Raw genomic sequence first — 24,195 nt, 5'->3', positions numbered from 1 at the left:
CTACCAATTTTTATAAGGATTTTTCATTAACATTGAATTGTAATATTTTACTTGACCTGTAACCTCTTCACCTAACCAATTTGGCTTTATAAAATTTTCATTTTCAGAACCTAACTCAACCTCAGCTACAATTAAACCATCGTTTTCACCATAAAATTCATCAACTTCAAAAGTATGCTCACCAGATTTTACATTATTTCTAGTTTTATCTATAACACCAGGTTCACTAATCTTTAATAAATCTGTAGCATCTTCAACTGAAATTTCTCTTTCCCACTCATAACGAGAAGTACCAGATTTATTTCCAATACCTTTAACTGTAATAAACCCTTTATCTCCCTTAATTCTAATTCTTACAGTTCTTTCGGGTACGGTTGATAAAAACCCTTGTACAATTTTAGTTTCTTTAAATGATTCCTTTTTAAAATCATCATTTTTTACCAAAAATTTTCTTTCAATTTCTTGTGCCATTTTATTATTGTTGAATTCTTTATTTGTTGAACTGCTCATTCTTTGAACCTCTGAATCTTTGAACCTTTTAATTAGCCAATGGTTTATTAATCCACCCTATTACTCTTTTTATTACTTGTAAATAATTGATATTTTCATACCCCTCTAACTCACAATCTTCAATTGTTTTTTTTATATCTTCAAGTTCCGTAGATTCAGAATTAATAGTAACTACTTTTGCACCGTTAATTAAAACATTTCCTACTTCGCACAACGTGTTATTTACCATATATCCAAAGCGTTGTTTGTGTACTTTTACACCTTGCAGATCTTTATGAGCATCAACCATATCTAAAAATTCTTCCAACGTATAGGTTTCTCTAGTTAATGCAGGCATTTCAACTTGAAATGCCGGAAAAACATCTTTTTCTAATATTTCTTTTGAAATAGGAAACTCACATTTCATTAATGGATTCCATTGTTCTAAACCATCAACAGTTTGAACGTAGGTTTTTATATCCATTTTTCCATCACGAATTTTAGTGTTGTTAATATCATTCGTTTTTGATAATATATAAATTTCTTCTGATGTTCTTTCCCAGACTTTTTTTGGAATTGGAACTGATAACCGCTCCATTAATTTTGCCGATTTATCGAAGTTTTGGCCGAAAGTTCTAAACTCAAATCGCGGTTTAGAGATTTCTCCTATTTTCATTGCTGGTTTTGCCATTATTATTTCTAGTTATTTCTTAATTTATAATTCAGTTGGTTTTTTAAACTTATAAAGTGTTGAATTTGAACCTTTCACTATATAAATATGGTTGAATGCAACATTTTATAAGTACCAGCTTGTGATAATTCACAAGCTCGTTTTATTAACTTTTATTGAACTGTATAAACATTCCAAAGTGCTGGATCTGCTTTGAAAGCATCTGAATCGTCAGTAGTTCCACCTCCAGGAGTATCATCTAAAGACATTGCTCCTATATTTGAATAATAATATTCTGCTGTATCAGTAGATATTCTAACATAAAATGAAACTTTCGCTCCAGTTTCACTTAATGACAATCCGTCCCCATCAGTAACAACATCTTTCATATTAAGTGTAACTCCTGTTTGTGTAAATGAAGCGTCATCTTCACCTGACACTTTGTTTGCTTTTATATAAACTGGAGAATCTCCAACTGCAAAATAAACTCTAGCTTCTGTAATTTCTTCAGAGCTGGCATATGTTAAAACAAGATTTATATCTGACCCTGGAATAGGGTTTGTTGGAAACATTAGACTTGTCAAAGGTCCTTCCGTTGAAGTAACTGTAGTTTCTACAACCGCATCATAAGTAATAGCTTCAACTGTATAACTTGGCCAAGTTGTACCTAAATCGTGGTCAAAATCTCCTCCATTTTCAATTGGATAATACGTTTTTGTACCGTCTAAATATTCTACTCTAATATAATAACGAACTACCCCTTCAGTATTTAGAGCAGGTATTACTCCTGTAAAAACAGCTCCATCTTGATCTAAAACAACTTTTGTTTTATCATCAAACCCATTGTCTTCATCTTGTTGTTCTCCAGGCAATAAATAATACAATCTAATTTCATCAACCTGATCTACATAATAAGGCGTAATTGTAAAAGTAACATCACCTCTATTACCGTCCATTTCTCCAACTATTTCCAAATCTTTAACACCACCAACTACTATGAATTCGGCAGGTGCATTGTTTCCATCACTTGGGTAATATGTAATTAAACCTGTATTATCTTTAGCAACAACATAATAACGAACCACTTCACCAACATTTGCTTTTGGAACTGATGTTTTGTATTCACCATCCACTAAAGCCATATCAATTGATTGCACACTTTCACCAGCCATAAAAATTAATTTTACGGAAGAAATTCCATCAGCATCTGAAGCAGTAACTCCATAAATATCTATAAATTCTGTTAAAGGTTCAGCAACCAAAATTGGAGCTGTGTTTGCAACAGATCCATTTGAAGAACCGGGAGTTGGAGAACTAACCATCCAATCTCCGTCACCATCAATTTCTCTAGCCCAAGTTAATCCAACATTACTGCTCATATCAGGAGTTGTTGTAAGGTCAATAACAGTTCCATCTGGTTCTGCTAAACTAACATCTTCACCTCCCGAACTAATAGATTCTCCAGATTCGTTCGCATCAACAAGATAAAATCCTCCTGCTGTTATAATTGTTCCATCTGGTATTGAGAAACCACCTGCAGCAACATCTTTATCGTTTAAAATATAACCAGAGATATCCATATCTACAGCCCCACTATTATATACTTCAATCCAATCAGGATTATCATTAACATCTTTCGACATTATTTCGTTCAGTTTTAATACACTGCCTTCAACAATAACTTCTTCACCTACAAACAAAGCATCTTCAACACAACTATAAGTTGCAAAAGCGATTATTATTATTAAATATTTTAAATTTTTCATTTTAATTAAATTTTTAAGTTATTACTAAAAGTCTATTTCAATTCTCATTTGTAATTGACCATAATCATCTCCTGCTTTACCCTTTGCTTCAACTACTTCTCTAGGGTCTTTTGTTAAATCGCCATTAACGTCATGTCCTACATAGAGCTTACCTTTACCATTCGCATATCTATCATGATCTAGGTATGAGTAGTCAAGTACTAATTTAATATTAGAATTAATATGGTAATTAAAACCTAATGTATAACCATTAGCTGAACCTCCATAAACCCCAGCTTTTTCATCATTAAGGTCTATATAATCAAATCTGAATGCAACTTCTAATTCTCCTTTTTCACTTCCTCTAGAGACTTGAGTAAACTCACCTTCATTTTTGTTATAATTATATTTTCCATCTCCTAATAAATAACCAACTTGTGCATAAAATCCATTTAAATTAACATCTGATAAGTCATCCAGTCTTTTGATGTCATTATTTATATATTCTGATTGGAACATCATGTTTTTGTAAGCACCTGCTAACTCCACATTCCATAATGTGTTATTGTCAACATTTGAAATATCATCTGTATCTAAATATTTCTTTCTGTTAACATTTGAAATTGAACGCGTACTAAATCTATAACTGTTAGGCACTTCAAGATGCGTTTTAGGAGTTCTGTATGATGCCGCTGCGCCTATATGAATAACCTTTTCGTTATCAATAATTGGTCTGAAAACAGCTCTACCAGTAAATGAGTAACCTTCATCCGTTCCGTTATCTTTATTTGCATCTTGAGAAAACTCAACTTCTTCGAAGCCTCCCTGTTCATTAAAATGCACGCCTCCAACTAATAAATATTTATCTTTCATATAATTAACTTGTAACCCTAAATGACGTGAAGGAGCAAATTTAGAAATCAATGAGCGCTCTATAAAAGTTACATATCTGGATGTTGTTGTGGTTTCCATAGAAAAACCTTCTCTAAAATGACCAGCTTTAACATTAAAATCTCTTGCATCATTCGTGTATTTAATATATGCATCTTTAATTTCTGTTGCTGATCCAGAAAAATCGAAATCAATTTCACCATACCAATTTTTATGCATAACTACTTTCATAGCTATACGTGCACGCCTAATTGTAGCGCCGTTACCAATAGGGTTGAAAGTAGTATTTTCATCTACTCCTACTACATCATCTTTATCCCAACCGTCAAAGAAAATACCACCATCAAAATAAACTCGGTTATCGAACCAAAATTTGTAATTTTCATTTTCGGATACGAAGGTGAGTATGCTATTTCTAGCTTCTGCATCTAATTGTACAGACTCTACTATTTGTCCGTATTGATTGATACGAACATCTGTTTTTACTTCTTGAGCATTCAATCCTATTCCGAATAGAATTAATGCTACTACTAGTGTACTTAATTTATTTCTCATTATTATACAATTATTATTGTTGTTATTTAAAGTTTCCCAATTAATTCAGTTAAATTTTCTTTTCTTTTTAAATGCATTTTTTTTCGAAGTCTATGCCTATTTACTTCAACACTTTTTGTTGATATATTTAATATTGAAGCTATTTCTTTTGAACTTAAATTAAGCCTGACTAGCGAACATAAACGCTGTTCATTTTCAGTTAATCCGGGGTAACGACTTAACAATCGGAAATAGAAATCTTTGTTTAACTCATTTACATAACTATTAAAGCGCTCTCTATCTTTATCTAAACTTAGATTGTTAAGAATTAAACTTTTTAAGCGTATCAACTCTTCTTTATTTAATTCTGGTTTACTAGTAATTTTATCAATTTTTGTTTTTAGCTTTTCTAAAAAGCTGTTTTTATTAATAATATTTAAGGCAATATCCATTTGCTCTTTACGCTTAAAGCCAATTTCTTTTTCTAATTTAGCATTGTCTTCATTCGCCTTATTTAATTCACTTTTTAATAATTTTTCCTGAGATTCAAATTTTGTGATTAACTCTTTTGATTGATCATTTTTTAATTTTTCTTTATTCTTAGATAATTTAACTGCAAGAAGAATAACCGTTATAATTAATAGAAAAATGATGGTGTATAGTAAGGGTTGAAATAAATTGATATTTTCTTCAGTTCCTGTTTTAACCAGATTAGTGAAGCTTTCAGCAGTATTATTTGTTTTCTCTAACGATTGTTTAACAACTGTTAGCTTAAAAACATTATTCATAAAAAATAATGAAACAAAAGAGACAAGCCCCGCAATAATTGGTGTTGAAATCCACCCAATTGAAATCTTTCCTAATACTTTGTATTCAATTCCTGCGCCTCCCTTTAAAAATCCAATCCCCATAATAGCACCTACAACAGCTTGTGAACTTGAAACCGGTACTAATGGAATAGCTGGTAGGCCAATACTTAGTAAGGCATTAGATAATGATGTTGAAGAAAAAATAAAAAGTACTAATGAATGTGATAATACAATTACCAAAGCCGATTCTGCTGATAAATTCATTAAATCATTTCCAACCGTCATCATTACTTTTTTAGAATAAGTAGCAATTCCAATAGCTATTGAAACTCCACCAGCAAGAAATAATAATTGAATTCCATCTAAAATAAAAAATCCAAAATCTAATTGAATATTAGGTACTGAAGGCATAAATACACCAACAACATTAGCTACGTTGTTTGCTCCCAAACTATAAGCTCCAAAACCTCCAATTATTAATAAGGCATATTTTAAATATGCATCTAGTTTTATTAAATGTATTTTAGTTTTACTTAAAAATGATTTTAAAGCTAAGTAGAGCAGAACAGCGAAAATTCCTCCTAAAATTGGTCCTGCCACCCAGGTACTTAGAATTTTACCTAATACAATCAAATCAGTTGGATTGCCCGAATAAAAGTTCCATCCAATAATAGCACCAATAATTGCTTGAGAAGTAGAAACTGGTAACTTTAACTTAGTCATCCACAGAACCGTAAATCCAGCACATAAAGCTACCGTAAATGCACCTCCTATAGCATTTACTGAACCCAGTTCACCTAATGTTTGCGCTGCTCCTGAACCTTGTAAAACAGAACCTGCAATTACAAATATTGAAGCTATAATAACAGCAGTACTAAACTTAATCATTTTTGAACCAACTGCAGAACCAAATATGTTTGCCGCATCATTAGCTCCTAACGACCAACCTAAAAATAAACCACTTGTTAAAAAAAATAGAAACATTTAGTTATTTTTTTTACATTTTAATTTTTATAACCAATGATGCCAGCATTTTAGCCACAATCTTAGCTTTATCAGAAACCTCTTCAATATGTAGTGTGAAATAACGCAAATGAATTTTTTCACTTAATTTTAAAAAATCCATTTCTTTAAAAAGTTTTCGCTTTATACTTGTTGCAAGCTTATCGGTTTCACGTTCATAAAAAATAACTTTTTGTAATTTGTCTTTTACCAAATCAGGTGAGGTAAAAAAAACTCTAGCAGCTGGAACTACATTTTCAGCTGATTTTACAGAAAGTGAAACCAATTTTGAAAAATCATTTTTTATATCTTCGGGGAAATAAGGTGCTTCTACATCAAACTGACTAACATTATCCTTTACCTTGTCAATAATATCATCTATTCTTTCAAGTAAGTTTAAAATGTCACTCGAATAGTTTGGCATTAAAGAGTGTACATAAAAATCATTCTCTATCTTTCTTATAATAGCATCTGATGTTTCTTCTAACTCAATTATTTTATTTAAATTATTCTCAAACTCTGTTACGTTTCCATCTAAATAGTGATTAACACCTTGCTTAAAATTAAGTATTCCTAATTCAACATTATTAAAATATTCATCGATATTTACAATAACATTTTTTGAAGTTTTAACTATTTTTATCATCTCAAAAAACTTTATACACTAAATTACCTTTGTTATATAAGCTTGAAAATGATATCAATCAGTTTGAGTAGTGAATAGTAATATAATGAGTGTTATAAAATTGATTATTTCACTGATATTAAACAGTTTAATTTTAAAAAGTAAAGTGTATTATAATAAAATGAAAGTACAAAGAGAGTTTTATTAAAGTTTTTTAGAATAAAAAGTTAAAATTAACTACAATTTTATCAAGGGATTTTGGCTTTAATAAATTCCAAAAAACACAATTATTATAAAAAAAGCCATTGCATTTAGAAATGCGGTCTAAAAAAATAAACTTAATTATTTTCAATAATTTCTTCAACTATTTACAACACAACTTCTCAAGTTTATGTGCTAAAGTTTGGCATTATATCGTGGATAATTGCTTTTACCATAGTCTTAGTATGTGCCACTTAAGTTCACAGAGTCTACAAATAGTAAATTAACAGAAAAACACGCTCATCATTAATAAGCTACTTAAACACATAAAAGCCACTCAAATGAGTGGCTTTCTTTTTTAGAGAACACGATATTTCTCTTTTCCATTTTGAGATTTAAACTCCAAATTTAAAGGAACAAATACTGTTCCCTCTAAATCATCTCCGTCAAAAAATTTATAAATCCAGCCTCCTGGCACTCTTAAAATTGAAGTTATTTCATTGAGTTTCAATTCTTCATTTAAACTTAATTTTAACATATTAAAATATTAACAGAATAGTATTAAGTCACCACCCTTATTAATATAACTATAAAGAAGCTAAACTGTTTTAAATCTATAAATTACGTGATTTTTACCAACCGCCACCAGCGCCGCCACCAGAAAATCCTCCACCACCAAAGCCACCACCGAAACCTCCGCCGCCAAATCCACCACTGGATCCGCCGCCAAAACCTCCGCTTCCAAAGCCACCTCTACCAGCACGACTTAAAATAATGGTTTCTAATATATCCGCCGCTGTGGAATCTCTTCTAAAGCGTTTTCCTTTTCCACCTCCACCTCTATTTTTCTTCGAGAAAATAATCATTAAAATAATAAAGATGATTAAAATAATAACAAAGGTTGGAATACCTGAACTTTCTCCTTCGGGTTGTTTATTATTTTTATAAGTACCATTTAAAACTTCAAAAATAGCGTAGGTCCCTTTGTCTAAACCAGCATAAAAATCTCCTTTTTTAAACTCTGGAATAATTACATCTCTTACTATACCACCAGTAGTACCTGCGGTAAGTTTATGCTCGACTCCATAACCTGGGGAAATCCAAATTTTGCGCTCTTTATTAGCTAATAATATAAAAACACCGTTATCTTCTTTGGCTTGACCAATACCCCATTCATGTCCCCATTTTGGCGTTAAAATTCCAATATCCTCACCATTTATAGTTTCGACTGTAGCAACAACAATTTGTGTTGATGTAGAATCTGAATACTTTATTAATTTTTGTTCTAAGGAAGTTTTTTGTGAAGTTGATAATAAATTTGCATAATCATATACACTTGTTTGCAACGTTGGTTTTTTCGGAATTGTAAATTGACCAAATGCAATTTGAACAACCATAATTGCTGCAAATAACAGCATGTATTTTTTATATAAAGTTGTAATTACTTTCATTTATCCTTTTGATATTTCATCAGATAATTCATTGTTTCCACTAGATTTATAAGGGAAAAATTCTTTTAATTTTTCTCCAACCTCAAGTATAGCTAGTTCAATTCCAACTGAAAAATTACCTTTAGTAAAATGGGACAACATTAATTCTTTTTCAGAATTCCAAAAATTTTCTGGAACCAATTTATTTATTCCTTCATCGCCGTATATTGCAAATTTTTTACTTTTTACCGCAATGTAAATTAAAACACCATTTTTTAATTCAGTTGCATCCATTTTTAAAAAATGAAAAACCTCCAAAGCTCTTTCCAATGGAGGTTTATCTGTATTTTCTTCTAAATGAACACGTATTTCTCCTGAAGTGTTTTTTTCAGCAATTTTAATCGCTTTAATAATTACTTGCTCTTGCTCAGCTGTTAAAAATTCTTCAACTTGTGACATTATTCTTTTTTTCCAAAATCAAATTCAACATCTGGAACTTGGTCTGCACCAGCTTCAGCATCAAAATAAGGTTTTCCATCAAAATTAAGGAAGCCTGCTAAAATTGAATTAGGGAATGTTTTTACATGATTGTTAAAAGGCTTAATTGCTTCGTTATAGCGTGTACGCGCAGTTAAAATCTGATTTTCTGTACTTGCTAATTCATCTTGTAATTTTAAAAAGTTTTGATTAGCTTTTAAATCTGGATAACGTTCTACAGTAACCAATAAACTTTTTAATGCACCGCTTAAACCGCCTTGAACTTCATTAAATTTAGCCAATTGTTCTGGAGTAATATTTGAAGGGTCAATATTAACTGAAGTTGCTTTTGCTCTTGCTTCTATTACTGAAGTTAAGGTTTCTTTTTCATAATCTGCAGCACCTTGAACTGTTTTTACTAAGTTCCCAATTAAATCATTTCTTCTTTGGTAAGCCGTTTCTACATTACCCCAACTTTCTGAAACATTCTCATTTAACCTTACTGCAGTATTATTAAAACCTACGACCCATTGATAAAGTCCAAATGCTATTACGCCAATAATTATTAAAGGAATTAACCACTTTTTCATTTTTCTTTGTTTTAATTTGTTATTATTTCTATTTAATCAGTTGCTTAAAACGCAATTATGTTACTAATTTACACAAAAAAAATTAAGAAATTTGACTTTTTATTTTTATTAATTCGGCCTTAATAGCCTCCAAACGCATAATAATATCATGATTTCCTTTCACAGTTTGTGGGTTTTCTTTCATTTTACTTTTTGCACCTTCCAACGTAAAACCTTTTTCTTTAACTAAATGATAAATTAGTTTTAAATTTTTAAGATCTTCTTGCGTAAACAAACGATTGCCTTTATTATTTTTTTTCGGTTTAAGAATGTCGAATTCTTTTTCCCAAAAACGAATATGGGAAGTATTTAAGCCAAAGGCTTTTGCTACTTCGCCAATCTTATAATAGCGTTTTTCAGGTAAGTCTATATACATTAGTCAAGTGATTGCCCCTCTATTTGGGCAGCTTTTTGCATAGCTTCAAATTCTTCTGGAGATAAATTTCCGTAGTAAAAATTAATAGGATTTATTTTTGTACCGTTTTTAGCAATTTCATAATGTAAATGAGGTGCTTGCGATCTACCTGTATTTCCAACAAAACCAATTAAATCTCCTCTTTTTACTTTTTGTCCTTTTCTAACATTGTACTTACTCATATGAGCATACAATGAAACATAACCAAAACCATGGTCAATTCTAATATGTTTACCATAACCTGCAGAACCTTGGTCAGCTCTAATTATAACTCCATCGCCTGTTGCATAAATTGGAGTACCACTCGGAGCTGTAAAATCCATTCCCCAGTGCTTTTTTCTTGCTTTAGTAAACGGATCTGAACGCCACCCGTAACCCGAGGCCATTCTTGTTAAGTCCTTATTTTCAACAGGTTGAATTGCAGGAATTGCAGCCAATAGCTTCTCTTTATCTTCTGCAAGTTTCACGATTTCATCCAATGATTTAGACTGAACATATAGTTGTTTAGATAAAATATCCATATTTTTAGTAACATCGGTTATCATTTCAGAATTATCAAACCCTTCTAATGCTTTATACCTGTTAACACCACCAAAACCAGCTGTTCTTTGTTCTTCTGGTATTGGATTTACTTCAAAATATAATCTATAAATGTTATTATCTCTTTCTTGAATTTCTTTCAAGATTTTATCAAGCTGTGATATTTTTTTACTGTGTAATTCTTCGTTTAATTTTACAAATTCTAATTCACGCTTTAATTCCTTTTCTTTAGGAGACTCAAAAACAGGAGAAAAAACGAAAAAACCTGCTATCATAAAAATGAATCCAGCTACTAATGTCAGCAAAAAACCTTTGATTTTTTGACCTTTTTTAGGCCTTATCTTTTGATAAGAAAGTGTATCTGAATCGTAATAATATTTTACTTTCGCCATTGTATTTAAATTATCTTATTTTTGTGCTATAAAACGCCATTTTATTAGCTAATATTGTGGCACAGATTTAACAAAATTACGAAATGTTTTACAAAATTAGTAAAACACATATTTTTTAGCATATAATTAACATGAAATAGCCTTAAATAAAAAATAAATACAGGAATAAATTTATGTATTGGCTATTCTATTTTACCATTAAAAATAATTAAGAATTACAAATGAAATCACAACAAGTTCGTCAACAATTTTTAGATTTTTTCGCTTCAAAAAAACACACTATAGTTCCTTCTTCCCCAATGGTATTAAAGAACGATCCAACTTTAATGTTTGCCAATGCCGGAATGGTGCCTTTTAAAGAGTATTTTTTAGGTCAAAAAACTGCCACTGATAAACGTGTTGCTGATACTCAAAAATGTTTAAGAGTATCAGGAAAACATAACGATTTAGAAGAAGTTGGAAAAGACACTTATCACCATACAATGTTTGAAATGTTGGGTAACTGGAGTTTTGGAGATTACTTTAAAAAAGAAGCAATTGACTGGGCTTGGGAATTTTTAGTTGATGTATTAAAAATTGATAAAGATTGTTTGTATGTTTCTGTTTTTGAAGGCTCAGATGACGATGGCTTGGCTTACGACCAGGAAGCGTTTGATTTTTGGAAAAAACACATAAGTGAAGACCGAATTATAAACGGAAATAAAAAAGATAACTTTTGGGAAATGGGTGCACAAGGACCTTGCGGACCTTGTTCTGAAATTCATGTAGATATTCGTTCTGCTGAAGAAAAAGTGAAAATTTCTGGGAAAAGTTTGATAAATATGGATCATCCACAAGTTGTGGAAATTTGGAATCTGGTTTTTATGGAATTCAACCGTAAGGCAGATGGATCTTTAGAAAAACTACCTGCAAAACACGTAGATACAGGTATGGGATTTGAGCGTTTATGCATGGTTATGCAAAACGTACAATCGAATTACGATACGGATGTTTTTACACCGCTAATTAGAGAGGTTGAAACCATCACAAATAATGAATACGAAAAAAATGAAGAAGTTGATATTGCAATTCGTGTAATTTCAGACCATGTTCGTGCGGTAGCTTTTGCAATTGCAGATGGACAATTACCGTCTAATACAGGTGCTGGCTATGTAATTAGAAGAATTTTAAGAAGAGCCATTCGTTACGGATTTACTTTTTTAAAAACCAAAGAACCTTTTATTTATAAATTAGTAAATACCTTGAGCAAACAAATGGGCGATTATTTCCCAGAACTAAAAGCTCAAAAACAATTGATTACCAACGTAATAAAAGAAGAAGAAAATTCATTTTTACGCACTTTAGATCAAGGTTTAGTTTTATTAGATGGAATTATTGGAAATACAAAAGGAACTGAAGTTTCGGGTAAAAAAGCATTTGAATTATTTGATACTTATGGTTTTCCTATTGATTTAACTGCTTTAATTCTTTCTGAAAAAGGAATGACTTTAAATGAAAACGATTTTTCAGCTGAATTAGAAAAACAAAAAACACGCTCTAGAGCTGCTGCAGTTGTAGAAACTGACGATTGGGTAATTTTAGAAGAAGATGCTGAAGAAGAATTTATTGGTTATGATACTTTGGAAGCTAAAGTTAAAATTACACGATATAGAAAAGTGTCTTCAAAAAAAGATGGAGATTTATACCAATTAGTTTTTAATATGACTCCTTTTTACCCAGAAGGCGGTGGTCAAGTTGGAGACAAAGGATATATTGAAGTTGATAACGGAAACGTTATTTATATTGTTGATACAAAAAAGGAAAATAATTTAATTATCCATTTTGCAAAAAGCTTACCAAAAGATCCAACACAAAAAATTAAAGTTGTAGTTGATGAAAAGCAACGTTTTAGAACAGCTTGTAATCATTCAGCAACACATTTATTGCACCAAGCACTACGTGAAGTTTTAGGCACTCATGTTGAGCAAAAAGGATCTGCGGTGCATTCTAAAAACTTACGTTTCGATTTTTCCCATTTTGCCAAACTAACTGTTGATGAATTACGAGAAGTTGAAGATTTTGTAAATGCAAGAATTGACAGTAAAATTCCGTTAAAAGAATTTAGAAATATACCAATGGAAACGGCGCTTGAAAAAGGCGCCATGGCATTGTTTGGGGAAAAATATGGAGACACTGTTCGCGCCATTCAATTTGGACAATCCGTTGAACTATGTGGTGGCTGTCATATTCAAAATACAAGTGATATTTGGCATTTTAAAATTACATCAGAAAGTGCAATTGCATCAGGTATAAGACGTATTGAAGCTATTTCTGGTGACGCTACCAAAGATTTCTATTTTGAAAATAATAGGGTCTTTTTTGAAATAAAAGACATTCTAAAAAATCCTAAAAATCCGCAAAAAGCAATTATTGACTTACAAGAAGAAAATTCAACTTTAAAAAAGCAAATTGAAGGTTTATTGAAAGATAAAGCTAAAAATCTAAAAGGTGATTTAATAAACGAAGTTGAAAATATAAATGGCGTTAATTTCTTAGCTAAAAAATTAGATTTAGATCAAAATAGCATTAAAGATTTATGTTTTGAGATTGGAAATGCAGTTGATAATTTATTTTTATTATTTGGAACTGAATCAAACGGTAAAGCCTTTTTAACGTGTTTTATTTCTAAAAATTTAGTTGAAGAAAAGAAATTAAATGCCGGTCAAGTAGTTCGTGAACTTGGAAAATTAATTCAAGGTGGCGGTGGCGGACAACCATTTTTTGCAACTGCTGGAGGTAAAAATCCTGAAGGAATCGAAAAAGCACTAAATGAAGCTAAAAAATATATTTCTTAAACTTGAATTTTAGAACCAACATAACACTCCCAAAAGAACGTAATCAAATTGATTACAACTCTAAACTGATGTTAATTGGTTCTTGCTTTTCAGAAAACATTAGCAATAAATTAAACTATTTTAAATTTAACACAAACAGCAATCCTTTTGGAATTTTATTTAATCCAAAAGCAATCGAGAATCTTATTACCAATGCAATTAATTTAAAAGAGTATTCTGAAAATGATATTTTTAGTCTAAATGAGAGATTTCATTGTTTTGACGCACATTCTGATTTAAGTTCAACTTCAAAAAGTGAATTATTAAACAATTTAAATTCTGAAATTAAAGAAAGCAACAAGAACTTAACCGAAGCTTCTCATATTATAATTACTTTTGGAACTGCTTGGATTTATAGGCTCATTGAAACCGATTCAATTGTTGGAAACTGCCATAAAGTACCTCAAAAAAAGTTTTTAAAAGAATTACTCTCGGTCAAAAAAATAATTGAAAACCTTGAAAATGTAATTGCTTTAATAAAAAGTATCAACTCTAAAGTTAATATCATTTTTACTGTAAGTCCTGTGAGACATTTAAAAGATGGTTTTGTTGAAAATTCACAAAGTAAAGCACATTTATTATCAGCAATTCATCAAATTACAGATGATAGAGAACAATTATACTACTTCCCTTCTTATGAAATTATGATGGATGATTTACGCGATTATCGTTTTTATAATAATGATATGGTACATCCAAATGAAACTGCAATAAATTATATTTGGGAACAATTTCAACAAGTTTGGATAAACGATAATACGCTTTCAATTCAAAAAGAAGTTGATACTATTCAAAAAGGATTGGCTCACAAACCTTTCAATCCAAAATCTGAACAACACTTAAAGTTTACAGAAAAGTTAAAAGAAAAAATAAGAATGTTAGAAAAAACACATCACATTTCTTTTTAAAATTATATCAAAAAAAAGAGAAGCAATTGCTTCTCTTTTTTATATATATTACTTATAATTAGTTCACAAATTTCGCGACATTTTGCCAAGGACCTCCATTAATAACATCAATACCCTGTTGTTGTAAAAAGGACGTTGCTTGTCCGCTTCTTGCTCCACTTCTACAAACAGCAATTATTTTTTTATTCATTGCTTTTATTTTAGCAACATTTCCTGGTATTGTATTCAAAACTATATTTTTTGAACCATTAACATGACCACTTTGAAATTCTTCAACTGTTCTAACATCTATAACAATAGCACCTTCTTTTAAATATTCTTCAATAGGTACTTCACTATTTCCACCACCAAATAAACCGAAAAAACTCATTCTTTTATAATTTTAATTTTGCGCAAATATAAGTGATAAAAAGTGAAATTTGGTAACACTAGTTACTAATTATTACACTAAACAAACTTATTAAATGGATTTTTATGCCTCATTTTAAATCTTTAGGAGTTTGTACAACAATAAAATAACGTTGTATATTTACGACCATACTAAGAATTAAAAAAATGAGAAAAGGAAATTTTAAAATTAAATTAATCATTGGAGCTGGAATCGTTTTGTTTTCACTTTTTAAATATTATTCAAATACTGAAGTAAACGAATTTACTGGTAAAAAACAGCATATTTCAATGACAACGGGTGAAGAAGTGGCAATTGGATTACAAAGTGCACCACAAATGGCACAGCAGCATGGAGGTTTGTATCCCGATCAAAATTATCAAAAATTAGTAGATCAGGTTGGTCAAAAATTGGTAAACAATAGTGTTGCCAGCCAAACAGACTACAGGTACGATTTTCATTTATTAAGAGATCCCGAAACAATTAATGCTTTTGCGCTCCCAGGTGGACAAATTTTTATAACCTATGCATTGTTTGCAAAATTAAAAAATGAAGATCAATTAGCTGGAGTACTAGGTCATGAAATTGCACATGTAGTTGGGCGTCATTCTGCTGAGCGAATGGCCAAACAAGGTTTGACGCAAGGACTTTTAAGTGGTGTTGCAGTTGGATTTGATCCAAGTACAGCACAAGGAGCTGCTGCACTTGCAAATATTATGAATTTAAGTTATGGTAGAGAAGATGAATTGGAAAGCGATGAACTTGGTGTAAAGTTTATGATTGATGCAAATTATAATCCTGTTGAATTAATTGCTGTTATGGAAATTTTAAAGGCCGCAGCTGGTCCAAACAGAAATTCAGAAAGAATGAGTACACATCCTGATCCTGAGAATAGAATTGAAAAAATTAAAGAAGCAATTGAAAAGTATAGAAAATAAAAAAAGGCTGAACTCGAGTTCAGCCTTTTTTATATATTTTAAAATTAAGAAAATCTTCTTTGCTTCTTCTTTGCTTTCTTTTCCATAAGAGCATTTTCAATTACAACATATGCTTCTTTAGCGTTAGATATTTCAGCCCATTTTAAAGCTGTAAATCCTTTTCTATCTGATTTTGTATTTAGTTTTGCACCATTAGCAATTAATAATTTTGCTATTTTCACTTTATTATGTCTTGCAGCAAACATTAATGGAGTTAACCCAGCAGATTTTTCATTTATATCAACACCATCTGCAATCAATGTCTTTACTGTTTCATAATCTCCCATTTGAATGAGTTTACAAAATGAATTAACATTCATTATATAATTTAAAGAATAATTCTCATTTTGTACTCTAAAGTTTTCTGCTGAAGCAAAAGCAACTGTCAATAAGGCAATAGATAAAAATATTTTTTTCATGATAATAAAGGTTTTAAGTTAATAATGTTTTCTATAAAGACTCCTTAAACAACAAATTGTTATATGGGAAATTGATAATTAACAAGTTCTTAACTTCACTTTGATTTAGATAGACCAATTATTGATGTAAATAACATAATCAAATTTCAAAAATTAAAAATTCCGCAATCGTTTTAGTAATTTTAGCACTAATTTAAGAGCTAATTATAAGACTCTTACGGTGAATACTTCGTATATTTGACAATCAAAAATTAAAAAGAATATAGAATGAATAAGAAAGTGATTTTAATGATATTAGATGGTTGGGGAATTACTCAAGACCCTAAAGTTTCTGCAGTTTTTAATGCAAATACATCTTATATTGATAGTTTATATAACAAATATGCAAATGCAAGTTTAAGAACTGATGGGGAACATGTTGGTTTACCTGAAGGTCAGATGGGGAATAGTGAAGTTGGACATATGAATTTAGGTGCTGGTAGAATTGTTTACCAAAACTTAGTTAGAATAAATATGGCTGTAAAAGACAAAACTTTAGGTAAAGAAAAAGTATTGTTAGATGCTCTTTCTTATGCTAAAGAAAACAATAAAAATATTCATTTATTAGGCTTGGTTTCTAATGGTGGAATTCACTCACACATAAATCATTTAAAAGGTTTATTAGATGTTGCAGCAGAAAACGATGCTAAAAACGTGTTTTTACATGCATTTACAGATGGAAGAGATTGTGATCCAAAATCTGGTAAATTCTTTATAAACGACATTCAAGAACATATGGCAAAAACTACTGGTGAATTGGCTACAATTACTGGTCGTTATTTTGCAATGGATCGTGATAAACGTTGGGAACGTGTAAAAATAGCTTATGATGCTTTGGTAAATTCAACTGGTGAGAAATCTACCAACGCCATTGAAAGTATTGAAAAAAGTTATGCAAATGATGTGACTGATGAATTTATAAAACCAGTTATCTTAACAAATGCAGATGGAACTCCTAAAGGAGAAATACAACCCGATGATGTAGTAATTTTCTTTAATTATAGAACTGATAGAGGTCGTGAACTTACTGAAGTTTTAACTCAAAAAAACTACCCTGAGTTTGGAATGAAAACGATGCCTTTGTATTATGTAACCATTACAAATTACAACAAAGCTTTTAAAGGTATAAACGTTATTTACAATACAGATAATTTAGAAGATACTTTAGGTGAAGTATTGGAAAAAGCACATAAAAAACAAATTAGAATTGCCGAAACTGAAAAGTATCCTCACGTAACTTTTTTCTTTTCTGGAGGAAGAGAAAAAGAGTTTGAAGGAGAAAAACGTTTATTATGTCCATCGCCAAAAGTTGCAACATATGATTTAAAACCAGAAATGAGCGCTTTTGAAATTCGTGATGCTATTATTCCTGAATTAAAAAAAGGCGATGTTGATTTTGTTTGTCTGAACTTTGCAAACGGTGATATGGTTGGACATACGGGTGTTATGGAAGCAGCAATTAAAGCGTGTGAAGCTGTTGATGAATGTGTGAAAGATGTGGTGTCAGTAGCAAATGAAAATGACTATACAACTTTAATTATTGCAGATCACGGAAACTGTGAAATTATGATGAACCCTGATGGGTCACCACATACATCACATACAACAAGTCCTGTTCCTTTAATTTTAGTTGACAAAGAATTGAAAAAAATTGATGATGGTGTTTTAGGTGATGTTGCTCCAACAATTCTAAAATTAATGGGAGTTGAACAACCAGCAGCAATGACGCGTCATTCATTAATTTAATTTTGTATTTTTACTTGTAACTCATTATTTATGAAAAAACTATTTTTTTTTCTTGTAGTACTTGCAACTGTTAGTTGTTCAACTTCAAAAAAGATTGTATCAACTCCTGTTAAAGAAGATGTAACTCCCGTAAAAGTTGTAGCAACAGCTGTAAAAGATGCATCTGGAAATTTAATTGGTATTGCAACTAAAGAGAGTTTTCTTCAGGAACCATATAACGAGTGGTTTAATCCAAATTACGAGTATTATTCATTAAATGAAGACGTAATTGATAAATTAAAACCGCTGTTAAAAGAAGTTACTATAAAGGCATTTATGGGAACCTGGTGTGGTGATAGTCAAGAACAAACTCCTGCTTTTTATAAAATACTTGATAATACAGATTTTAATTACAGCAATTTAGAATTAGTTACGGTAGATAGAAGTAAAACAACACCAGACAATTTACAGGAAAGCTTCAATATTATAAGAGTTCCTACTTTTATTTTTTATAAAGAAGGAAAAGAAATTGGAAGGTTTGTAGAATATCCAAGAGAATCTGTAGAGGAAGATATTTTGAAAATAGTAAGTGGCGAACCTTACAAACACTCATACGAAGATTAAGTTATTAAAACTATAATATAAAAAAGAGGTGATTTAAATTACCTCTTTTTTTATTTATTATCCTCTAATTCGTTGAGTTCGCCTAACTGTTTTAAAAGATCAAATGTTTTTTTAGCTTCATCTTCATCTATTGTAGAAATTGCAGCGCCAACGTGCACTAAAACATAATCTCCAATGTTAGCTTCAGGAACTAATGTTAGACTTACCTCTTTTATAATTCCGTCAAAGGATACTTTTCCTACTCTAAAGGTTTCATCTAATTGAGAAGTTATTGCTATTAATTTTCCTGGAATTGATAAACACATAATTGCTTATTGTTAATTTGTTGAACTGTTTAATTGTGTGATTTTTTACCTTTTGAATTTTATATGTGGCTTTAGACTTTTTGCTTTTTGCTTTTTGCTTTTTAACCATTTATACCAAGCTTCCATTCCATCTCCAGTGGTTGCTGAAACTTCAAAAAATTGTAAATTAGGATTTACCTGCAATGCATAATTTTTAAGTTTGTTCACATCAATATTTACGTATGGCAATAAATCTATTTTATTGATAATACAAATATCAGAAGTATGAAACATATCAGGATATTTAATTGGTTTATCTTCACCTTCTGTTGTACTTATTATTACAACACGTTTACTTTCTCCTAAATCAAACATGGAAGGACAAACTAGATTTCCAACATTTTCTATCATTAATATAGAATCGTTTTGCATCTCTAATTTTTTAACTGCATCATAAACCATATCACTTTCTAAATGACACCCTTTTCCTGTATTTATTTGAATTACTGGTATATCGAGCGCATCAATTCTATTGGCATCATTTAATGTTTGCTGATCACCTTCAATTACATAAAAAGGGATTTCATCCTTTAAATCTGCCAACGTACGCTCTAAAAGAGATGTTTTTCCAGATCCGGGAGAACTCACCAAATTTAAAGCAAAAATATTTTTAGCTTCAAAATAACCACGATTTCTTGCTGCCAATACTTGATTGTTCTGCAAAATATCTTGTTCAATTTCTAACACCTTATGCTTGTGTTCATGTGAATGATCATGATGTGAATGTGAATGACCATCATGATGATGATGTTCGTTATGAGAATGCATATGTTTATGTTCTCCAGGTTTTAAAATTATTGGACCGTTTCCATCGGTTCCACATCCGCAAGTTCCACACATATTTTTAAATTTAAATTACTTCTAATGCTTTAACTTTTAATTCTTTTCCTTTTAAAATACCTTTAAAATTACTGTTGCAATTGGGACAACAATCGTAAATATTTTCCATATCAAACTCAGTATCGCAATCTATACATTTCCCGCGTCCTTCAATAATTATAATTTCTTTTTCAGCCTTTTCAAGAACACTATCTTGTACTGCAGATTTCCAAACAAAATTTAGCGAATCTATTTCAATACCTGACAAAACACCTATTTCAAGTTCAATTTTTGTAACCTTCTCAGCATTAACTTTAGCTGTTTCATCTTCAGCAATTTTAACAATGCCTAATGCAATGGATAACTCATGCATACCTTTTAATTTATCTACTTTCAAAGTTACAAAATATCTAAAAAGAATAGGTATGATAAAAATCACTAAATATGGATTGTAACAATTGTTACCATTTAAGATTATAAGGTCTTATTTTAAAACGTTCTAAATTAAGGTGTTATGTTGTATAACTCATTATTTATTGTAAATTAGATTAGTTCTTTTTTTAAAAAAGATAAATGAATCTCTTTTTCACTTAAAACTTAACCTATGTCTATCAATAATGAAAAACGAAATACCTACTATGAAAGTATCATAAAACAAGGTTATAGCCGTAGAGATTTTATGAAATTTTCTACATATATGGCTGCTTTTATGGGCTTAGAATCTACAATGGTTGGACAAATTGCTCAATCTTTAGAAAACACTCCTCGACTACCAGTTATCTGGGAACATTATCAGGAATGCACTTGTTGCAGTGAATCTTTTATTAGATCGAATCACCCAATTGTAGCTGATATTATTTTAGACCGAATATCATTAGATTATTCTTTAACCTTAATGGCTGCATCTGGGCATCAAGCGGAAGCTGCAAAAGCTGAAACCATGAAAAAATATCATGGTGAATACATTCTTTGTGTTGAAGGGTCTATACCTTTAGGCGATGATGGAAATTACTGTTGCATTGCTGGTAAATCAGCAAAAGAGACATTTTTAGAAGCTGCAGAAGGAGCTAAAGCTATAATAGCCTGGGGAAGTTGCGCTTCAAACGGATGTGTACAGGCCGCAAAACCAAACCCTACTGAAGCAACACCAATACATAAATTAGTAAAAAACAAACCAATTATTAGAGTACCTGGTTGTCCTCCAATTGGCGAAGTTATGGCAGGTGTAATCATGCACGTAGTTGCGTTTGGACGCTTACCAAAATTGGATCGTTTAGGAAGACCAAAAGCTTTTTATGGTAAAAGAGTTCATGATACTTGTTACAGACGTCCTTATTATGATGCAGGCTTATTCGCAGAAACTTTTGATGATGAAAATTCAAAAAAAGGATATTGTTTGTATAAACTTGGTTGTAAAGGACCTATGACTTACAACGCTTGCGCAAGTATGAAATGGAATAATGGAGTAAGCTTTCCAATTCAATCAGGCCATGGATGTATTGGTTGTAGTGAAGAAGAGTTCTGGGACAAAGGACCTTTCTATGAAAGAACAACAAGTGTACCTGGTTTTGCAGTAGAAAGCAATGCTGATACTGTTGGTAAAGTTGCTGCAGGAGTATTAGCAGGTGGGTTAGCTGTTCACGCTGTTGCTGCAAATATTTCTAAAAGAACAGAGCTCATGGACAGAATAAAAAGAGGGAAAAAAAATGAAAAAAATATTGATTCTTAAAACGTATAATAATGGCAAATAGAATAGTAGTAGACCCAATTACACGAATTGAGGGTCATTTAAGAATAGAAGCAGAAATTAAAGATGGCATAATTGTAGATGCTTTTAGCTCTAGCACAATGGTTAGAGGTATTGAAAGTATTGTTAAAGGAAGAGACCCAAGAGATGTTTGGGCTTTCGTACAGCGCACTTGCGGTGTTTGCACTACAGTACACGCGCTAACATCGGTTAGAGCTGTTGAAGACGCTTTAGGAATAGCTGTGCCTCCAAATGCTGAAATGGTTCGTAATATTATGGAGGGCGCTTTATATATGCATGACCATGCAGTACATTTTTATCATTTGCATGCATTGGATTGGGTTGATATTGTGAATGCTTTAAAGGCAGATCCAAAAAAAACTTCTGAAATTGCACAAAGCATATCCAGTTGGCCAAAAAGTTCACCAGGTTATTTTTCAGATGTACAAAAAAGAGTGCAAAAATTTGTTGAAAGCGGTCAATTAGGAATTTTTGCAAACGGTTATTGGGGACACTCTCAAATGAAATTACCTGCAGAAGTTAACCTATTAGCTGTGGCTCATTATTTAGAAGCTTTAGAATGGCAAAAAGAAATCGTAAAGGTTCATACCATATTTGGTGGTAAAAATCCACACCCTAACTATTTGGTTGGTGGTATGGCTTGTGCAATAAACTCAGATGGAGCAGGAGGTTTAAATGCAGAACGTTTGATGCATGTTCAAAAATTATTAAAAGAGGGAAAAGAATTTATTGATAAAGTTTATATCCCAGATTTATTAGCTATTGCTTCATTTTATAAAGATTGGGGAGGCATAGGTAAAGGATTTGGAAATTACATGTCTTATGGAGATTTCCCTACAAATGGATATGCCGATTTATCAAGTTTTAAATTTCAACAAGGAGTTATTTTAGATAGGGATTTATCTAAAGTACATGATGTGGATCATAGAAGTACCGATGAAATAGAAGAATTTGTAAATAATTCTTGGTACAACAATTATGCTGAAGGAAAAGACAAAGGAAGACATCCTTGGGATGGAGAAACAAACATTAAATACACAGGTCCTAAACCACCTTACGATCATTTAAATGTTGAGGAAGCATATAGCTTTATAAAAACACCTCGTTGGAAAGGAAAACCTATGGAAGTAGGTCCGCTTGCACGTTTATTGGTTGGTTATGGAAGAGAAAATGAAGAAATTAAAGATGCCGTAAATGGTGCATTGTCTCATCTAAATGTTCCTGTGGATGCATTGTTCTCTACATTAGGTAGAACTGCCGCTCGTGGAATTGAAACACAATTAGTTGCTAATTGGACATTAGAATTCTTCGACACGCTAATGAATAATATTAAAAATGGAGATGAACGCATGGCAAACACAGATAGTTGGGAACCATCATCATGGCCAAAAGAAGCGAAAGGTGTAGGGTTTTGCGAAGCACCAAGAGGGGCATTAGCACATTGGATTAAAATAAAAGATGAGAAAACAGAAAATTATCAACTGGTAGTTCCTTCTACCTGGAATGCTTCACCACGCGATCCTAAGGGACAAAGGTCAGCATATGAAGCAGCACTAATTGGAACACCTGTTGCAGACCCGGAATTACCATTAGAAATTATTAGAACCATACACTCATTCGATCCTTGTCTTGCGTGTGCAGTTCATTTATATGATGAACATGGAAAACATATTTCTCAGGTTCAGAATATTGCTAGTTGTGACAGTTAAAATTTAAATTATGGAAACTAAAAATTTTAAACGAGTGATGGTTTGGGAATTACCAGTTCGGTTTTTTCATTGGGTAAATGTTATTACAATTATTATTCTAGCAGTTACAGGGTTTATAATCGCCAATCCGCCAGCCTTACAGTCAAGCGCCGAAGCAACAAATTTACATTCTTTTGGAATTGTGAGATTTATTCATTTTGGTGCTGCCTATATTTTCTTTTTTAATATGATTTTAAGAATATATTGGTCGTTTGTAGGAAATAAATATGCCAATTGGAGAGCATTTTGGCCTTTCAGTAAAAAAATGTGGAACAATTTTTGGCATGTGATGAAAATTGATGTTATGCTATTAAATGAAGACCATCCAGATGTGAAAAATATAAGTATTGGGCATAATAGTGTTGCTTCATTATCCTATTTAGTACTATTTTTAGTGGCACTCATTCAAGTTTTTACAGGTTTTGCGCTTTATGCTGACACATCAGGTTGGTGGCTTCCAAAACTTTTTAATTGGGTAAGCCCATTATTGGGCAGTGATTTTGTAACAAGAACAATTCATCACATTTCAACTTGGATATTTATCCTATTTAGTTTAGTACATGTTTATTTGGTTTTTTATCATGATTGGTTAGAAGGTCGTGGAGAGGTTTCTTCAATGTTTGGAGGTTATAAATTTGTAAGCGAAACTCGTTTGAAAAAATCATCTAAATTTCATGATAAGAAAATAGAAGAAAAATAATTAGATATGGATTA

At 31.3% G+C, this 24,195-nt stretch carries 25 protein-coding genes; 8 read left to right on the top strand and 17 right to left on the bottom strand.

Translation table 11 applies throughout. The features are described from left to right. The 12 genes from CHB63_RS11950 to CHB63_RS11895 form a co-directional block, all read right to left on the bottom strand. Window positions 1-471: a CYTH domain-containing protein gene (locus CHB63_RS11950; protein WP_089378942.1), complete on the bottom strand. Its 471-nt coding sequence runs from the start codon at window positions 469-471 to the stop codon at window positions 1-3. A 67-nt stretch (window positions 472-538) separates the two neighbouring features. Next, window positions 539-1,180, bottom strand: coding sequence for a hypothetical protein (locus tag CHB63_RS11945; protein ID WP_089378712.1), 642 nt, complete (start codon window positions 1,178-1,180; stop codon window positions 539-541). Window positions 1,181-1,332: 152 nt separating this feature from the next. Continuing rightward, window positions 1,333-2,925: a lamin tail domain-containing protein gene (locus tag CHB63_RS11940; RefSeq protein WP_089378711.1), complete on the bottom strand. Its 1,593-nt coding sequence runs from the start codon at window positions 2,923-2,925 to the stop codon at window positions 1,333-1,335. Between the two features lie 24 nt (window positions 2,926-2,949). Next, entirely contained in the window at window positions 2,950-4,350 is a 1,401-nt protein-coding gene (locus CHB63_RS11935; protein WP_089378710.1) for an OprO/OprP family phosphate-selective porin, read from the bottom strand. 26 nt (window positions 4,351-4,376) lie between these two features. Then, window positions 4,377-6,122: an inorganic phosphate transporter gene (locus CHB63_RS11930; RefSeq protein WP_089378709.1), complete on the bottom strand. Its 1,746-nt coding sequence runs from the start codon at window positions 6,120-6,122 to the stop codon at window positions 4,377-4,379. 13 nt (window positions 6,123-6,135) lie between these two features. Further along, the gene (locus CHB63_RS11925; RefSeq protein ID WP_089378708.1) at window positions 6,136-6,786 is read right to left on the bottom strand and encodes a DUF47 domain-containing protein; all 651 of its coding nucleotides are present in this window, start codon (window positions 6,784-6,786) and stop codon (window positions 6,136-6,138) included. Window positions 6,787-7,324: 538 nt separating this feature from the next. Beyond that, window positions 7,325-7,504: a hypothetical protein gene (locus CHB63_RS11920; RefSeq protein WP_089378707.1), complete on the bottom strand. Its 180-nt coding sequence runs from the start codon at window positions 7,502-7,504 to the stop codon at window positions 7,325-7,327. Window positions 7,505-7,598: 94 nt separating this feature from the next. Beyond that, on the bottom strand, window positions 7,599-8,417 hold the full coding sequence (locus CHB63_RS11915) for a TPM domain-containing protein (RefSeq protein WP_089378706.1): 819 nt from the start codon (window positions 8,415-8,417) through the stop codon (window positions 7,599-7,601). Continuing rightward, window positions 8,418-8,855, bottom strand: coding sequence for a TPM domain-containing protein (locus CHB63_RS11910; protein WP_089378705.1), 438 nt, complete (start codon window positions 8,853-8,855; stop codon window positions 8,418-8,420). After that, complete coding sequence (locus CHB63_RS11905; RefSeq protein ID WP_089378704.1) at window positions 8,855-9,463, bottom strand: LemA family protein; 609 nt, start codon at window positions 9,461-9,463, stop codon at window positions 8,855-8,857. The genes CHB63_RS11910 and CHB63_RS11905 overlap by 1 nt, the downstream gene beginning before the upstream one ends. 82 nt (window positions 9,464-9,545) lie before the next feature. Continuing rightward, a complete protein-coding gene (locus CHB63_RS11900; RefSeq protein ID WP_089378703.1) occupies window positions 9,546-9,878 on the bottom strand; it encodes a MerR family transcriptional regulator in 333 nt (110 codons plus the stop codon). Continuing rightward, window positions 9,878-10,849: a M23 family metallopeptidase gene (locus CHB63_RS11895; protein WP_089378702.1), complete on the bottom strand. Its 972-nt coding sequence runs from the start codon at window positions 10,847-10,849 to the stop codon at window positions 9,878-9,880. The genes CHB63_RS11900 and CHB63_RS11895 overlap by 1 nt, the downstream gene beginning before the upstream one ends. Before the next feature lie 221 nt (window positions 10,850-11,070). On the opposite strand from CHB63_RS11895, the gene alaS reads away from it, so the two are divergent. Together alaS and CHB63_RS11885 are read left to right on the top strand one after the other, a co-directional pair. Next, window positions 11,071-13,683, top strand: a complete 2,613-nt coding sequence (gene alaS, locus CHB63_RS11890) for an alanine--tRNA ligase (RefSeq protein WP_089378701.1) — start codon at window positions 11,071-11,073, stop codon at window positions 13,681-13,683. 2 nt (window positions 13,684-13,685) lie between these two features. Beyond that, window positions 13,686-14,630 (top strand): GSCFA domain-containing protein, encoded by a 945-nt coding sequence (locus CHB63_RS11885; protein WP_089378700.1) that lies wholly within the window; start codon window positions 13,686-13,688, stop codon window positions 14,628-14,630. 58 nt (window positions 14,631-14,688) lie between these two features. Here CHB63_RS11885 and CHB63_RS11880 read toward each other — a convergent pair whose 3' ends face one another. After that, on the bottom strand, window positions 14,689-15,000 hold the full coding sequence (locus tag CHB63_RS11880; RefSeq protein WP_089378699.1) for a rhodanese-like domain-containing protein: 312 nt from the start codon (window positions 14,998-15,000) through the stop codon (window positions 14,689-14,691). Window positions 15,001-15,185: 185 nt separating this feature from the next. On the opposite strand from CHB63_RS11880, the gene CHB63_RS11875 reads away from it, so the two are divergent. After that, window positions 15,186-15,956 (top strand): M48 family metalloprotease, encoded by a 771-nt coding sequence (locus CHB63_RS11875; protein WP_089378698.1) that lies wholly within the window; start codon window positions 15,186-15,188, stop codon window positions 15,954-15,956. 44 nt (window positions 15,957-16,000) lie between these two features. Here the strand turns inward: CHB63_RS11875 and CHB63_RS11870 are convergent, their stop codons facing one another. After that, entirely contained in the window at window positions 16,001-16,414 is a 414-nt protein-coding gene (locus CHB63_RS11870) for an ankyrin repeat domain-containing protein (protein WP_089378697.1), read from the bottom strand. A gap of 267 nt (window positions 16,415-16,681) precedes the next feature. Here CHB63_RS11870 and gpmI point away from each other — a divergent pair, with 267 nt between their 5' ends. Both gpmI and CHB63_RS11860 read left to right on the top strand, forming a co-directional pair. After that, entirely contained in the window at window positions 16,682-18,199 is a 1,518-nt protein-coding gene (gene gpmI / locus CHB63_RS11865) for a 2,3-bisphosphoglycerate-independent phosphoglycerate mutase (protein WP_089378696.1), read from the top strand. A 30-nt stretch (window positions 18,200-18,229) separates the two neighbouring features. Beyond that, the gene (locus tag CHB63_RS11860) at window positions 18,230-18,802 is read left to right on the top strand and encodes a thioredoxin family protein (protein WP_089378695.1); all 573 of its coding nucleotides are present in this window, start codon (window positions 18,230-18,232) and stop codon (window positions 18,800-18,802) included. A 50-nt stretch (window positions 18,803-18,852) separates the two neighbouring features. On the opposite strand, the gene CHB63_RS11855 is transcribed toward CHB63_RS11860, so the two are convergent. Genes CHB63_RS11855 through CHB63_RS11845 form a run of 3 tightly spaced genes read right to left on the bottom strand, consistent with a single transcriptional unit; the run spans window position 18,853 to window position 20,362 of the window. Then, entirely contained in the window at window positions 18,853-19,107 is a 255-nt protein-coding gene (locus CHB63_RS11855; protein WP_089378694.1) for a HypC/HybG/HupF family hydrogenase formation chaperone, read from the bottom strand. 45 nt (window positions 19,108-19,152) lie between these two features. After that, entirely contained in the window at window positions 19,153-19,986 is an 834-nt protein-coding gene (gene hypB, locus CHB63_RS11850; protein ID WP_089378693.1) for a hydrogenase nickel incorporation protein HypB, read from the bottom strand. 10 nt (window positions 19,987-19,996) lie between these two features. Continuing rightward, window positions 19,997-20,362 carry a hydrogenase maturation nickel metallochaperone HypA/HybF gene (locus CHB63_RS11845; RefSeq protein ID WP_089378692.1) on the bottom strand — a complete coding sequence of 122 codons (366 nt, stop codon included), beginning with the start codon at window positions 20,360-20,362 and terminating at the stop codon, window positions 19,997-19,999. A gap of 207 nt (window positions 20,363-20,569) precedes the next feature. Here CHB63_RS11845 and CHB63_RS11840 point away from each other — a divergent pair, with 207 nt between their 5' ends. The 3 genes from CHB63_RS11840 to cybH are packed head-to-tail and all read left to right on the top strand — an operon-like array spanning window position 20,570 to window position 24,181. Further along, window positions 20,570-21,694: a hydrogenase small subunit gene (locus tag CHB63_RS11840; protein WP_089378691.1), complete on the top strand. Its 1,125-nt coding sequence runs from the start codon at window positions 20,570-20,572 to the stop codon at window positions 21,692-21,694. 11 nt (window positions 21,695-21,705) lie between these two features. Beyond that, window positions 21,706-23,442 carry a nickel-dependent hydrogenase large subunit gene (locus CHB63_RS11835; RefSeq protein WP_089378690.1) on the top strand — a complete coding sequence of 579 codons (1,737 nt, stop codon included), beginning with the start codon at window positions 21,706-21,708 and terminating at the stop codon, window positions 23,440-23,442. Window positions 23,443-23,452: 10 nt separating this feature from the next. Further along, the gene (gene cybH / locus CHB63_RS11830; RefSeq protein ID WP_089378689.1) at window positions 23,453-24,181 is read left to right on the top strand and encodes a Ni/Fe-hydrogenase, b-type cytochrome subunit; all 729 of its coding nucleotides are present in this window, start codon (window positions 23,453-23,455) and stop codon (window positions 24,179-24,181) included. Window positions 24,182-24,195 lie beyond the last annotated feature (14 nt).

The organism is Lutibacter flavus (assembly GCF_900188355.1).
Taxonomy (GTDB): domain Bacteria; phylum Bacteroidota; class Bacteroidia; order Flavobacteriales; family Flavobacteriaceae; genus Lutibacter; species Lutibacter flavus.
Note: the sequence above shows the minus strand (reverse complement) of the source record. Positions and strands in the feature narration are given on the sequence as shown.